Genomic DNA, 14304 nt, shown 5'->3' with positions numbered 1-14304 from the left:
TGGCATTGTGGAACCAATATGGTAGCCTGCCAGCGTCTGCGGGCAGTCTCTCGCTGCCACGCGCAAACTTCCGGTGAATTTGTCACGTCCTGACAAAATATAACCTTATTTATCAAATCGTTATTTGGATATTATCCCAATGCGTATCATGCCGTTGCTTCAGGCGGCCTGCCTGAGCCTGATGTTGTCCGCCTGCGTTGCCCCATTGCTGATGATGAGCCCCACCAGCCAACTGATGTGGGCCCTGCTCAAGCCGCTGGTCGGCTTTGACCCGAACGAGGTCAATCTGTTCGAACAACCCCTGATCAAGGATCGGATGACCGCCATCCTTGGTCCCAACTACGACAGCACCATGCAGTTGCTCAAGACTGCCGACAAGTTACAGCAGGAGGGGCCGCTTTTCTATGTGGTCTCCGAGTATGCGCCCGTGCCGGATATCGCCAAGCAGGCGGGGATGGTGTGGAACTCGCAAACCAACCAGATGTCGGTATTGCTGCAAAAAGGGGATGGCACCACCCTGACCTTCGGCGAAAATCTGGCAGGCACGGCACCGACCTGGCCAACCGCCATGCAGGGCTGGCAGACCCCCACCAACCAGCTCACCCCAGCGGCCAATGCCCTGACCGGTACAGCGACCAGTCAGAGTGGCGCCTCCCCCGTCTCCCTTGGCAGCGCGCTGGGCACAGTGACTCGCGGCGTCACCGGCTCGCTGACCAACAGCGCCAGCCAGGCCATCAGCGGCGCAGCCGCCAACGCCAAAGGGCAGGCCACCAGGCAAGCCACCGGACTGGCGGTAAGCAGCACTGCTGCCACAGTGACGCAAGAGGCCACCAAGGCCGTTGCCACTCCTGCCAAGCAAGCAGTCAGCAGCACTGCTGCCACGGTGACGCAAGAAGCCACCAAGGCCGTTGCCGTTCCTGCCAAGCAAGCCGTCAGTAGCGCCGCTGCGGCCGCGACCCAAGAAGCCACCAAGGCCGTTGCTGCTCCTGCCAAGCAAGCCGTCAGCAGCGCCGCTGCGACCGCGACGCAAGAAGCTACCAAGGCCGTTGCCGCTCCTGCCAAGCAAGCCGTCAGTAGCGCAGCTGCCACCGTGACGCAGGAAGCTACCAAGGCCGTTGCCGCTCCAGCCAAACAAGCTGTCAGTAGTGCCGCTGCGACCGTGACGCAAGAGGCAACCAAGGCTGTTGCCGCTCCGGCCAAACAGGCCCTCAGCAGCGCCACAGCAACCGCGACGCAAGAAGCCACCAAGGCTGTTGCCGCTCCGGCCAAACAGGCCGTCAGCGCAGCCTCTCATACGACCGGAGAGAGCGTCGCCGATGCCGCCAGAGCGGCGGAAGCCAAGGCTCGCGCCAAGGCAGAGGCGGAGATGGAAGCCCTGCTCAAATAAACCGACAGGCCACCGCAAGGTGGCCTGTTTTTTATCCCGCTACCGGATCATGACGTTATGGAAAAGGCCACATAGACTGTTAGGTAACTGCCCGCACAAGGAGTGCATCATGCGTCGTCTACTCCCTGCTCTCGCTTCTCTCGCCCTGTTTATCGCGCTCCCGGCTCCGGCACTTATCTACTATTCGGAGCAGAACATGCCGCTCAATGGCCAGGATAAAAATGGTCAGCCTGTGGGGTTGGCAGTCGAGCTGCTGCGCCTGATGTGGCGCGAAATGGGGGAGCCGGAGCAACCCATCCACTTTCTGCCCTGGGCCCGCGGCTGGTATCTGCTGACCCAGCAGCAAGAGGCCGTGCTCTTTACCACGGCCCATACCAAGGAGCGGGATCCTCACTTCCTCTGGGTCTGCCCCATCAGCCACTCCAGGGTCGCGCTGGTCGGCCGCAAGCAGGATGCCCCCAAAGTGGCCAGCAAAGCGGATCTCGCCAAGCTGCAGATCGGCGTGATGCAGGCGGATGTCGGGGAGCAGTTGCTGCTCAATCGCGGGATCAGCCCGGGCAATATGATGTCGGTGGAGCGCATGGATCAGGTGGTGCGCCAGCTCATCATGGCGCGCACCGATCTGGTGGCGGGCAACGAGGTGATGTTGCGCCATCAGGCCAAGGAGCTGGGTTTTCCCAGCGAGGATTTTGTCACCGTCGCGATTATTGAAGAGCAGGATAACTGCTTCGCCTTCAACCTGAGGGCAGACAAGCAACAGGTTGCCCGCCTGCAACAGGCGCTGGACAAGGTCAGGCAGGGGGATGAATACAAGCAGCTGATGAAGCGCTACCAGTTGCTCAGTATCCTGCCCGAAACCACTCCCACCATCCCGCGCATCGAGTAACTCCGGCCCGCCCTATGGCGGGCTCTCTCTATCTCCCGCCGATGACGCCTGTGATGCCTCCACCGGCGCCGTAATGAGGTGGTTCAGAAAGAGATTGAACAGCTCGGCCCGCGAGCCGAGCCGCAGCTTGCCATAGAGATGCTTGCGGTGATTCTTCACCGTGCCGCTGCCAATCCCGAGCTCCGCGGCAATCGCCTCCGTATCCAGCCCCTGCAGCAGCAACTCCGCCACCTGCCGCTCGCGCCGGGTAAGCCTATCGCCCCCGACACTCGACATAGCCTGCTCCACCGCACTCCGGAGGCTGGCGCTGTCTGGCAGCGCAGTGCTCTGGGCCAGCAGCGGCTGGCTCTGCCGCCACTGTTGACGACAGAGCGAATGCACCAGCGGGAACAGCTGCTCCAGCCTCGCCAGCTCGTCACGGCTGAGGGTACTGCGCTTGTCGAGCCGCCCGAGAAACAGCATCAGCGTCAGCCCGTCCCGCACCGGCAGGATCAGCCCCACCTCCTCCTGCCAGCCGGTGGCCTGATAGAAGTGGTGGCGATATTCGGGATCGAGCCGCCCTTGGGAGACCTGCGCCAGGGTCCAGACGCCGGCAGGCAAGCCCTGCTCCAGCGCCTGCATAAAGGGATCCTGACTGAAGTGGCTGGTGAGGTAGCGGTCAAACAACAGAGCCCGCTGATGATTGAGGTTGTCGTAGAGGTAGACGGGGCGCAGCCCCACCCCGAGCAGCAGGGCGCAATCAAACGCCACCTGTTGCTGGATCAGCCGCACCAGCGCCGCCGCAAAGGCGCTGCTGTGCAGGGCATCGACCACCTCGGTCATGCTGCGGGTCAAGGCATCTGTGGTGAATGGCTGGGTCATGGTGGCACGTTTCCGGTGACGGGGAGCGATTCCCCGCTATGGCTGAATGCTAGCACGAGAGTGGCAAAACTATCCCTCAGGGGACATATCCGCCACCAGCCAGAACGGTGAGGATGACGGCTTTTCCCCCTGCTGTTGGAGAACCCATGATCAACCCCCACCTGCTCGATGAGCTGACCGAGCGCGGCCTTGTGGCCCAGAATTCCGACCCGGCGGCCCTGGCCGATCATCTCTCCACCCCACGAACCGTCTATTGCGGGTTCGATCCCACTGCCGGCAGCCTGCATATCGGTCATCTGGTGCCGCTCTTGATGCTGCGCCGCTTCCAGCTGGCGGGCCACACCCCGGTGGCTCTGGTGGGCGGGGCGACCGGCCTTATCGGCGATCCCAGCTTCAAGGCGACCGAGCGCAGCCTCAACAGTGCCGATACCGTGCAGGGTTGGGTCGCCAGCCTGTCTGCCCAAATCAGGGCGCTGCTGCCCGCCGATGATGGCCTGTCGGCCCCGCAACTGGTCAACAATGGCGACTGGATGGGGCAGATGTCCGCCCTCGATTTTCTGCGGGATATCGGCAAGCACTTCTCGGTCAACGCCATGCTGGCACGGGAGTCAGTGCGCCAGCGACTGGCCCGCCCGGATCAGGGCATCTCGTTTACCGAGTTCTCCTACGCTCTGCTGCAATCCTACGATTTTGCAGTGCTGCACCAGCGGCTCGGCTGCACCCTGCAGATTGGCGGCAACGACCAGTGGGGCAATATCACCAGCGGCATGGATCTCACCCGTCGCCTCCATCAGGCGCAGGTACACGGCATGACCCTGCCCCTTATCACCAAGGCAGACGGCACCAAGTTCGGCAAAACCGAAGGGGGCGCGGTCTGGCTCGATCCGGCGCTCACCTCCCCTTACGCCTTCTACCAGTTCTGGCTCGGCACCGCGGATGAGGATGTCTACCGCTTCCTGCGCTACTACAGCTTTATGTCGCTGAGCGAGATTGATGCACTGGAAGCGGAAGATGCCAAGCGGCAGGGGCGCAAGCAGGCCCAGCAGGTGTTGGCGAACGAGCTGACCGAGCTGGTACACGGCAAGGCGGCGCTGGCGGCGGTGCAGCGCATCAGCGAGCTGCTGTTTAGCGGCAACGTGGCCCACCTCGGCGAGAGCGATCTGGCCCAGCTGGCGCAGGATGGCATGCCGAGCAGCACCGTCAGCGGCGAGACGGATCTGGTCAGCCTGCTGGTCAGCTGCTGTCTGGCGAACTCCAAACGCATCGCCCGCGAACTGCTGGCGGCAGGCGCCATCAGCCTCAATGGTGTGCTCAAGCAAGATGATCAGCTGAGCGCCACTGATCGGCTGTTTGGTCGCTACCTGCTGCTGCGCCGGGGCAAGAAGCAGTATCACCTGGTAGAGTGGCAATAAGCCGCAGGGCGGGGAGCATAGCCTCCCCGCCCGCACCCTGAATTCCTTTTGACTCCCGAGTTGCGATCCCCCTCACAGCCTCTCCCGTCAGCAGCCACCATACTGGCAACGGCGAACATGGAGTACGCCACACAATCTGTTCCTCACGATTCAACAAGGATGCTGATGATGAAGAGATGGCTTCTGGTGCTGCTCTGCACCCTGCCCATGCTGGCACACGCCAGCGGATACACCCAGACCCGCTACCCCATAGTGCTGGTGCACGGCCTGTTCGGTTTCGACAAGCTGCTCGGGGTCGATTACTTCTATGGCATTCCCCAGGCCCTGAGCCGGGATGGTGCCAAAGTCTACGTGGCTCAGGTATCGGCCACCGCCAGTTCAGAACAACGGGGGGAGCAACTGCTCGCCCAGGTCGAGCTGCTGCTGGCAGCTACCGGCGCCGAGAAGGTCAACCTGATCGGCCACTCCCACGGCGGTCCCACCATCCGCTATGTCGCCTCGGTCGCCCCCGAGCTGGTCGCCTCCGCCACCAGCGTCGGCGGGGTCAACTATGGCTCCGAGATTGCCGATCTGGTGCGGGCCAATGCCGCGCCCGGCTCGGCCGCCGAGAAGCTGGCGGCCGCCGCGGCCCACGCCCTCTCCGGCATGATTTCACTGCTCTCGGGCGGGAGCCAGCTGCCGCAAGATCCGGTCGCCGCTCTCGATGCCCTCACCAGCAAGGGGGCCAGCCAGTTCAACCAGCGCTACCCGGAGGGGTTGCCCAACCGCTATTGCGGCGAGGGGCCGATGCAGGCAACCAACGGCGTCTACTACTTCTCCTGGAGCGGACGCGGCAACCTGACCAATCTGCTGGATCCGGTGGATCCTGCGCTGGCACTGACCGGCGCCTTCTTCAAGGAGCCCAATGACGGGCTGGTCGGGGTCTGCAGCAGCCACCTCGGCAAGGTGATCGGCACCGACTACCGGATGAACCATCTGGACGAAGTGAACCAGTCCTTCGGCATCCACCATCTGTTCGAGACCGATCCGGTCACCCTCTATCGCCAGCATGCCAACCGTCTCAAGGAGCTGGGACTATGAAGATAGCCACCCTGCTCGTCGTGCCCTGCGCCATCACCCTGCTGCTTGGCGGGGTGTTGCTCTGGCCCACAGCACCGACGGCAGACTCATCACAGGCTCAAGCCAGCCAGCATGCACAGAGCCACCCACACGATCCCGAGCAGGAGGCCGCCGATGCCCTGCAGGCGCGCTATCGCACCTTTGTCTCCGCCCAGAGCAGCCTGACGGTGCCCACCGAAATCTCCCTCGCCAGCTTGCAGATCCTGTTTGACGAGCGGGAGCAACTGCGCCAGCAGAGCTTTACCCCGGCCGAGCAGGCCCAGCTGTTTGCCGAGGATCGACTGATGGAGCAGCTGACCCTGCGCCGCAGGGCGCTGGCGGAAGCAAGAGACAGCGACAAGTCGCAGCTGGCCAGCGAGCTGGATCTCTGGCTGGCGGAGCAACCGGGCTGGTTTCGCGAGGCGGAGGCCAACAGCCGCCTGCTTGAGGAGTTGCAAGAGCTGGCGCAGATGGACCCGGCCAAACGGGAGGCTCTGCTGCTGGAGACGGGGGGGCCGGAAGCGGTGGATCGGATGCGCCAGCTGGAGCAGAACCGGCAGGGGTTCGAGGAGCAGCTCAGCGGCTTTCTGGCCGAGCTCAGACAACTGCCGAACGAGGCCCGGGCCGAACAGCAGCAGGAGCTGCTGGCCCGCTGGTTCGAGCCCGGACAGTGGCGCCGGGTCGAGGCGCTCACCCGGCTCAAAATGGGGGAGCCACAAGCCGAATGAGAAGTGGGCCCGTGATGGGCCCCCTTGCTATTGCGCTTATTGCGGCTTGTTGGCACCCGGCAGCGGCTGCCAGGTGAGGCGGGTCACTTGGGTGCCCTGCACCTCGCACTTGAGGCTCAGCTCCTGCCACCCCTTATCCTGACGCAGGGAGACCTCCCCTTCGATCCCCTGCTCGCCAATCTTCAGCTTATCCTGCTCGAAGATCACCTTGTCGCCGTGGGCGAGATCCATCAGTTTGCCGTTGCAGAGCCAGTGAGCGAGATCCGCCCCCTTCAGCTTGACGCCCCCCTTGGCCGCCTTCTGCTCGGCCGCGCTCACCACAAACAGCTTGCTCAGCTCGGCGGCTCGCTTGGTGAGCCACTCCTGACGCTGCTGCATGCTCATCTTGCTGACGAACTCGGCGGGCTGCCCCTTCTCGTCCAGCCATTGGGTCAGCTTGCCGCTGTCGTCAAAAGCGAACTGGGCGACGGGCTCTTTGACCCCGAACAGCTTGCCACCCTTGAAGTAGTAGCGGCTCTCCCCTTCCAGCTTGCCCAGCTCGTTCATGATGGGCACGGCGATGATGACGGGGGCGCCATCGATCCAGGCCTTGATATCGACGCCGTCATGACTGAATTGACGGGTATCGAGGGCGCTCTCGGCCCCCTTCTCCATCAGGGTAAACTGCTCGGCGAGAGAAGCGGCCAGAGAAGGGAGGGAGCAGAATCCCAGGGTCAGCGCGATCGCTGTGTTGCGCATTGAGTTGTACATAGTACTCCTGTGATGGGCCATCCGGCCCGTGGTTAACTCTCTGTCAGCCAGGCCCGCAGCCCTTCCCGGTGAGCATCGCTCAGGGGCAGGGATTGGCGGGCCCGGTAGTCAAAATGGATCAGGGTCGTTTCGGCGGTGACGGCCAGTTCGCCGCCCTGCCAGGCCTCCTGCCAGACAGTAAAGGAACTGGTGCCGATGCGGCGCACGCCAGTCTTGATGGTGACCGGCTGGCCGTAGAACAGCTCCCGTTTGAACTGCACCGTATAGCCCGCGATGATCAGATGCCAGTTATGCACATCCAGATCGGGGGAGAAGATCCGGAACAGGGGATCCCGCGCCGATTCGAACCAGACCGCCGGCACCGTATTGTTGATATGGCCGAGGGCATCCGTCTCCTGAAAGCGGGGTTGGATCTGCATTTCCAGCATGGGTTGACTCCTTGTCTCTTTGTTTCTGTCCTTGTCCGTTCATGGGACATCAGTGGCCAATGGGTGGCCGCCGGGCATCACCAGCGGATCAGCATGTTACATGATACTGCTGGCCCAAGCACAGGGATGCCAGCGGCCCTGCGCGACCGGCCAGCGGGTGTCGCAGCGCGGCGGATTGTAGGGCTGCACAGAAAAGCTGGCAGTAAAAAGCCCCGCACACCTTGGGTGTGCGGGGCGGGTGCAGATAACCAAACGGCTCGGGGCTAGCCGAGCAGATCGAAGCGATCCGCATTCATCACCTTGTTCCAGGCGGTGATGAAGTCACAGACAAACTTCTCCTTGTTGTCATCCTGGGCATAGACCTCGGCATAGGCGCGCAGCACCGAGTTGGAGCCGAACACCAGATCCACCCGGGTGGCCGTCCACTTCAGCGCACCGCTGCGGCGATCGCGGATCTCGTAGAGATTGCTCGCTTTCGGCAGCCACTGGTAGTCCATGTCGGTCAGGTTGACGAAGAAGTCGTTGCTGAGTACCCCGACCCGATCGGTAAAGACCCCGTGCCCAGTACCGCCGTGGTTGGTGCCGAGCACCCGCATCCCGCCGACCAGCGCCGTCATCTCGCAGGCGGTGAGCCCCATCAGCTGGGCGCGATCCAGCAGCAGCTCCTCCGCCGTCACCACATAGTCCTGCTTGAGCCAGTTGCGGAAGCCATCGGCCAACGGCTCCAGCACCTCGAACGAGGCCACATCGGTCTGAGCCTGAGTGGCATCCCCCCGGCCCGGCGCAAACGGCACGCTCACCGTCACTCCGGCGGCCTGGGCAGCCTGCTCGATGGCGAGGTTGCCCCCCAGCACGATGAGATCCGCGACGCTGACGCCACACTCGGTCGCCAGCTTGTCATAGACCGCCAGCACCTTCGCCAGCCGCGCCGGTTCATTGCCCGGCCAATCCTTCTGCGGCGCCAGCCGGATGCGGGCACCGTTGGCACCGCCCCGCTTGTCAGAGCCTCGGAAGGTGCGGGCGCTATCCCAGGCGGTAGTGACCCGCTCGCTGATGGAGAGGCCGCTGGCGGCAATCCTGGCCTTCACCGCCGCCACGTCATAATCGACGCGTCCGGCTGGCACCGGATCCTGCCAGATCAGATCTTCTGTCGGCACATAGGGGCCGACATAACGGCTCTTCGGCCCCATATCCCTGTGGGTCAGCTTGAACCAGGCGCGGGCGAAGGCGTCGGAGAAGGCCGCCGGATCATCGCGGAAACGCTCGGCAATCTTGCGATACTCGGGGTCGAATTTGAGCGCCATATCGGCATCCGTCATCATGGGTTTGCAGCGGATCGAGGGGTCCTCCACATCCACCGGCATATCCTCTTCGGCGATATTGATCGGTTCCCACTGATGGGCCCCCGCCGGAGATTTTTGCAACCACCAGTCGTACTTGAACAGCAGATCGAAGTAGCCGTTGTCCCATTGGGTCGGGTGGGTGGTCCAGGCCCCTTCGATGCCGCTGGTCACAGTGTTGCGGCCGATGCCGCGGCTGTGGTGATTGATCCAACCCAGCCCCTGCTCTTCAAGGCTGGCCCCTTCCGGCTCGGGGCCAAGCTGTTTGGCATCGCCGTTGCCGTGAGCCTTGCCGACGGTGTGACCCCCGGCGGTCAGCGCCACCGTCTCTTCATCATCCATCGCCATGCGGGCGAAGGTAACTCGCATATCCTGCGCGGTTTTCAGGGGATCGGGCTGGCCATCCACCCCTTCCGGGTTGACGTAGATAAGCCCCATCATCACCGCCGCCAGCGGGTTTTCCAGATCCCGCTCGCCGGAGTAACGACCGCCCGGCTTGCCGCTGGGCGCCAGCCACTCTTTCTCCGCTCCCCAGTAGATATCCTTCTCCGGGTGCCAGATATCCTCACGGCCAAAGGCAAAGCCGAAGGTCTTGAGCCCCATGGACTCATAGGCCACGGTGCCCGCCAGAATGATCAAATCGGCCCAGCTGATCTTGTTGCCGTACTTCTTCTTGATGGGCCACAGCAGGCGGCGGGCCTTGTCGAGGTTGGCGTTATCCGGCCAGGAGTTGAGGGGGGCAAAGCGCTGGTTGCCGCTGCCGCCACCGCCGCGACCATCGGCGATGCGGTAAGTCCCGGCCGAGTGCCAGGCCATGCGGATCATCAGGCCGCCGTAGTGGCCCCAGTCGGCGGGCCACCACTCCTGACTGTCGGTCATCAGGGCGGTCACATCCTGCTTGAGGGCCGCCATATCGAGCCCCTTCAAGGCTTCCCGATAGTTGAAACCGGCCCCCAGCGGATTGGTCTTGGTATCGTGTTGGTGAAGAATGTCGAGGTTGAGGCTCTTCGGCCACCACTCCATTCTGGACGTCTCGACGGAGGTGGTTCCCCCGTGCATGACCGGGCATTTTCCTTGGGAACGTTCTGAATTGTTGCTCATCTTTTTCCTCATTTGCTCTGCTTTCCATAACCTGAACCAGCATGGCACTTTGGAATTGAATGTCCACTGAACCGCTGTCCGCTGTGTAGCCGTTCACATAATAATCAGAAAAATATGACCAATTTCACGGGTTCACGATGCGGATTCTCAAAGGTCACAATACCCCTTCATCTGGGCAAGCTCACTCTGGCCGCAACCAGGCGCTGCGAAAATCGAACCAGCCGAGCGCCGTCATCCGCACCCCGTGCACGCCGACCCGGCTCTCCAGCTCCAGCCAGTGGTGAAACAACGGCACAAACCAGCCCTGCTGCTGCACAGTTGCCAGCAGGGCTCGCGGCCCCGGCTCGGCACCGCTGGCCCGCCACTGCATCAACCCCTGCCACAACTCATGCTGACTGCTCCACACCTTGCGCAGCAACGGAGTGCCCTGCAACCAGGCGTAGGGGGCAAAGGGGCCGGCATGTTCGAGGTTGAGGGTGCCTAGCCAGAGATCCACGTCTTCATCCTCGCCACTCACCCAGCGACCGTAATCGAGAGTGCGCACCTCCAGCTGGATCCCCTGTTCGGCCAGCAGGCTGCTCATGGCGTTGGCGCACTCGTTGAATTCCAGATGCTGGTTGAAGCAGGCGAGCACCAGTCTTCCCGGCAACTGCGTCGGTGTGGGCAAGGGCGCGGGCAGCGCTTCGCGCCAGTGGGGCAGCAGACCGAGGGCGCTGGTCCAGCCCCGTTGCAACTCGGGGGCGACCCGCCCCATCAGAGCCACCGGATTGAGCAGTTGGCCGAGCCACTGGCGCAGGGAGGGATCCTGCAAGGATCCGGAACGATCGTCCTGCAGCAGGAAGTAGCAGCCCGACTCCAGCTCCGATTCGCCGCGCATGGTGCCGAGCTCAGGGCTGTCGCGCCCCAGCTGCAGGTGGGTCTCCAGTCTCTCCGCCAGCTCTGGCAGCATCCAGATGTCGATCTCGTCGAGCAGGGCCCGCAGGCCGAAGTAGTCGTCGAATGCCGCAAGGCAGAGATGCAGGGGATCGTTGGCGGCCACCCGGTAGGGGCCGGTGCCCACCGGTTGCAGGGCAAAGCCCGCCTCCCCCTTGAGCTCCCGCGGCAAGATGGTGGCCATCGGCTCGGCCAGCAGGTGGGGCAGCCAGGGATCCGGGCTGTCGAGATAGAGATCCAGCGTGCGCGGCCAGGGGCTCTCCAACCGAGCCAGATGGGCGAACAGCGGGCGATCCCGCAGGGCCAGCAGACTCTCCATCACATCCTCCACCACCAGCTCGCGGCCGTGGTGAAAGCGCACCGCCGGACGCAGGTAAAAGCGCCAGTGGCAGTGGCCCAGACACTCCCAGTGGTGGGCCAGATCCCCTTCGATTTCCCCATTTTCCTCATTTCGCCGGGTCAGACCGTTGAAGATTTGGCGGCTCAGGTGAATTTCGGAGCGGCGCATCGGGCCGGTGGGCAGCAACTGCGGCAGCGGTCGGTAGTAGGGCACCCGCAGGATCTGACGCCCCTCGCGAGTAGCCTGACCGAGCTGTTCGATCAGCAGCGGGGTGAGCAGATCGAGCCGATCTTCGGCCAGCCGCACCGCCTGCGCCAGCTGGCCCTGACTGAGCAGATCCCGCAAGCGGCGCCGGGTCAGGCTCTCCTGACTGTCGAGCAGAGTGAGCCGGGAGCGCCGCCCCCGCCCCGCTTCCGCCGACCAGCTGAGCCAGCCCTGATCCTGCATCCGCCGCAGCAGCAAGCGGGCGTTGCGCGGGGTGCAGCAGAGCAGATCCGCCACCTCGGCGAGACTGATCTCACGTTCGTCGGTGCCAAGCAGCTGGGCGAGTCGTTGAAATTGCTGGTAGAGGCGACCGGTCGGCATAAAAGAGGAAATCCTGTTGCTGTAAGCCATCAGTTTTTACTTCCGCATTTTAGCTCAATACTGCTGATGAACGTGAGAACCACAGCAGAGGAGCACCATCATGAGCCACGCCAACCCCCTCAAACCGAACCGGATCCAGCAGACCTTGCGCCGTTACTTCAAGCGGATCCTGCCACGCCCTTTGCCGCTCATCGAGGATCCCATGCAGCAGCTCAACCGCCTGATGCAGTGGGATATGAACCAGATCGATGACAAGGAGTATCGCCGCCGTCTCTGAGTGCGAGCCGTGCCCGCCACTCGGGACGCGCATCCCCTGCGGGCGACATTGCTTTGCCGGATCTTGCTGTTTACATCGGCCACGGGCCTGATAGATTGGACGTCTATCCATCTATAACTGCCATAAGCAACATCCAACAAGGAGTGTGTGATGAAAGATGCGACCCTGGCCTTGCACCACGGCTTTTCCAACGACCCCACCACCAAAGCGGTCGCCGTGCCCATCTACCAGACGGTGGCCTACGAGTTCGAGAGCGCCCAGCACGGGGCGGATCTGTTCAATCTGGCGGTGCCGGGCAACATCTACACCCGCATCATGAACCCCACCAACGATGTGCTGGAGCAGAGGATGGCCGCGCTGGAAGGGGGGATCGCCGCGCTGGTGGTCTCGGCGGGTTCTGCCGCCATCACCTACGCCATTCAGGCACTGACCGCCGCCGGTGACAACATTGTCTCCACACCCCAGCTCTATGGCGGCACTTACACCTTGTTCGCCCACATGCTGCCGAGTTTCGGGGTCGAGGTACGCTTTGCCAAGGATGACAGCGCCGAGGCCATCGCCGCCCTGATCGACGACAAGACCAAGGCGGTCTACTGCGAGAGCATCGGCAACCCGGCGGGCAACATCGTCGATCTGGCCGCGCTGGCCAAGGCCGCCCACGCCCGTGGCGTGCCGCTCATCGTCGACAACACGGTCGCCACCCCGGTGCTCTGCAAGCCCATCGAACATGGCGCCGATATCGTGGTGCACAGCCTGACCAAATATGTCGGCGGCCACGGCAACTCGCTGGGCGGCGTCATCGTCGACTCGGGCAAGTTCCCCTGGGCGGATCACGCCGAGCGCTTCCCGCAACTGACCAAACCCGAACCCTCCTATCACGGGGTGGTCTATACCGAGGCCTTTGGCCCGGCTGCCTTTATCGGGCGGGTGCGTACCGTGCCGCTGCGCAATACCGGCGCGGCACTGGCGCCGATGAACGCCTTCCTGCTGCTGCAGGGGCTGGAGACCCTGAGCCTGCGTATGGAGCGCCACGTGGATAACGCCCTGCGGGTCGCCCACCACCTCAAGCACCATCCCAAGGTGGCCTGGGTCAGCTACGCCGGTCTGCCGGGCCACCCGCACTATTTGCTGGCAGAGAAGTACATGGCCGGCCGCCCCTCGGCCATCCTCTCGTTCGGTCTGAAAGATGGTTATGAAGCGGGCGTGCGCTTCTACGATGCGCTGAAGATCTTCAAGCGGCTGGTCAATATCGGCGACGCCAAGTCGCTGGCCTGCCACCCGGCCTCCACCACCCATCGCCAGCTGAGCGAGGAGGAGCAGGCCAAGGCCGGGGTGAAACCGGAGATGATCCGGCTGTCGGTGGGGATCGAGGCGATCGAGGATATTCTGGCGGATCTGGATCAGGCACTGGAGGCATAAGTCAGTCAATGAGGGAGCGGGCATCAACCCGCTCTTTTTTAGCCAATCGGTGAACCACCCCCCTCGCCTGCTCGTACACCCCATCCTGCCACCGAATCGAGGTCGTTATGATAGTCCTGCACCACCTGAACAAATCCCGCTCCCAACGCATCATCTGGCTGCTCGAAGAGCTGGGCCAGCCCTATGAGATCAAGGCGTATCAGCGCGATGCCGCCACCTTTCTGGCACCGCCCGAGCTAAAAGCCATCCACCCCCTCGGCAAGTCGCCGGTCATCGAGTTCGACGGCCGGGTGCTGGCGGAATCGGGCGCCATCACCGAGTACCTGATTGCCCGCTACGCCCCGGATCGGCTGGCACCGGCTCCAGATAGCCCCGACTATCCCGAATATCTGCAGTGGCTCCACTTTGCCGAGAGCTCCGGCATTCTGCCGCTGCTGCTCGACATGTTCGTGCGCAAGGATGGCAGCCCGATGCGCTTCCTGCCGGACTACGCCAAGGCAGAGTGTGCCAAGGTGCTGGGCTACCTCAATGAGGTACTGGCGAATCGCCACTATCTGGTGGGGGAGCGCCTCTCCGGCGCCGACATCATGAACTCCTTTCTGGTGGATCTGCTGGCGCAAAGCGGTCAGCTGGCCCACTTCCCGCATTTGCAGGCCTACTGGCAGCGCCTCAATACCCATCCGGCCCGTCAGAAGGCGGTAGAGCTGGAGCGCGAGCTGGATCAGCGCCCCTGACCGAACAGCCACTATGCAAAACGCC

13 protein-coding genes are annotated in these 14304 nt (G+C 63.2%); 8 read left to right on the top strand and 5 right to left on the bottom strand.

Annotation, left to right across the window (positions count from 1 at the left end):
- The first annotated feature begins 139 nt into the window (after positions 1–139).
- Together ACTG1P_RS14740 and ACTG1P_RS14735 are read left to right on the top strand one after the other, a co-directional pair.
- Positions 140–1387, top strand: a complete 1248-nt coding sequence (locus ACTG1P_RS14740) for a hypothetical protein (RefSeq protein ID WP_440001586.1) — start codon at positions 140–142, stop codon at positions 1385–1387.
- Positions 1388–1496: 109 nt separating this feature from the next.
- A complete protein-coding gene (locus ACTG1P_RS14735; protein ID WP_224969295.1) occupies positions 1497–2273 on the top strand; it encodes a substrate-binding periplasmic protein in 777 nt (258 codons plus the stop codon).
- A 12-nt stretch (positions 2274–2285) separates the two neighbouring features.
- Here ACTG1P_RS14735 and ACTG1P_RS14730 read toward each other — a convergent pair whose 3' ends face one another.
- Entirely contained in the window at positions 2286–3134 is an 849-nt protein-coding gene (locus tag ACTG1P_RS14730) for a helix-turn-helix transcriptional regulator (RefSeq protein ID WP_440001585.1), read from the bottom strand.
- A 146-nt stretch (positions 3135–3280) separates the two neighbouring features.
- Here ACTG1P_RS14730 and tyrS point away from each other — a divergent pair, with 146 nt between their 5' ends.
- The 3 genes from tyrS (at position 3281) to ACTG1P_RS14715 (ending at position 6372) form a co-directional block, all read left to right on the top strand.
- A complete protein-coding gene (gene tyrS / locus ACTG1P_RS14725) occupies positions 3281–4546 on the top strand; it encodes a tyrosine--tRNA ligase (RefSeq protein ID WP_440001584.1) in 1266 nt (421 codons plus the stop codon).
- A 168-nt stretch (positions 4547–4714) separates the two neighbouring features.
- Positions 4715–5626 carry a lipase family alpha/beta hydrolase gene (locus tag ACTG1P_RS14720; RefSeq protein WP_440001583.1) on the top strand — a complete coding sequence of 304 codons (912 nt, stop codon included), beginning with the start codon at positions 4715–4717 and terminating at the stop codon, positions 5624–5626.
- The gene (locus tag ACTG1P_RS14715; protein ID WP_440001582.1) at positions 5623–6372 is read left to right on the top strand and encodes a lipase secretion chaperone; all 750 of its coding nucleotides are present in this window, start codon (positions 5623–5625) and stop codon (positions 6370–6372) included. Before ACTG1P_RS14720 ends, ACTG1P_RS14715 begins: the two co-directional genes overlap by 4 nt.
- Positions 6373–6408: 36 nt before the next feature.
- Here the strand turns inward: ACTG1P_RS14715 and ACTG1P_RS14710 are convergent, their stop codons facing one another.
- The 4 genes from ACTG1P_RS14710 to sgrR all read right to left on the bottom strand — a co-directional run bounded on the left by ACTG1P_RS14710 (position 6409) and on the right by sgrR (position 11849).
- Complete coding sequence (locus ACTG1P_RS14710; protein WP_440002310.1) at positions 6409–7110, bottom strand: hypothetical protein; 702 nt, start codon at positions 7108–7110, stop codon at positions 6409–6411.
- A 44-nt stretch (positions 7111–7154) separates the two neighbouring features.
- On the bottom strand, positions 7155–7550 hold the full coding sequence (locus ACTG1P_RS14705) for an acyl-CoA thioesterase (RefSeq protein ID WP_005336457.1): 396 nt from the start codon (positions 7548–7550) through the stop codon (positions 7155–7157).
- 263 nt (positions 7551–7813) lie between these two features.
- Positions 7814–9991: a catalase/peroxidase HPI gene (katG, locus tag ACTG1P_RS14700; RefSeq protein ID WP_440001581.1), complete on the bottom strand. Its 2178-nt coding sequence runs from the start codon at positions 9989–9991 to the stop codon at positions 7814–7816.
- 181 nt (positions 9992–10172) lie between these two features.
- Entirely contained in the window at positions 10173–11849 is a 1677-nt protein-coding gene (gene sgrR / locus ACTG1P_RS14695) for an HTH-type transcriptional regulator SgrR (RefSeq protein ID WP_440001580.1), read from the bottom strand.
- A gap of 100 nt (positions 11850–11949) precedes the next feature.
- Here sgrR and ACTG1P_RS14690 point away from each other — a divergent pair, with 100 nt between their 5' ends.
- The 3 genes from ACTG1P_RS14690 to ACTG1P_RS14680 all read left to right on the top strand — a co-directional run bounded on the left by ACTG1P_RS14690 (position 11950) and on the right by ACTG1P_RS14680 (position 14279).
- Positions 11950–12126 (top strand): hypothetical protein, encoded by a 177-nt coding sequence (locus ACTG1P_RS14690; protein ID WP_005336463.1) that lies wholly within the window; start codon positions 11950–11952, stop codon positions 12124–12126.
- Between the two features lie 150 nt (positions 12127–12276).
- Complete coding sequence (locus ACTG1P_RS14685; protein ID WP_064339193.1) at positions 12277–13545, top strand: O-acetylhomoserine aminocarboxypropyltransferase/cysteine synthase family protein; 1269 nt, start codon at positions 12277–12279, stop codon at positions 13543–13545.
- A 107-nt stretch (positions 13546–13652) separates the two neighbouring features.
- Positions 13653–14279 (top strand): glutathione S-transferase family protein, encoded by a 627-nt coding sequence (locus ACTG1P_RS14680; RefSeq protein WP_440001579.1) that lies wholly within the window; start codon positions 13653–13655, stop codon positions 14277–14279.
- Positions 14280–14304 lie beyond the last annotated feature (25 nt).

The organism is Aeromonas sp. 11P, assembly GCF_051920165.1.
GTDB lineage: Bacteria > Pseudomonadota > Gammaproteobacteria > Enterobacterales > Aeromonadaceae > Aeromonas > Aeromonas veronii.
Note: the sequence above shows the minus strand (reverse complement) of the source record. Positions and strands in the feature narration are given on the sequence as shown.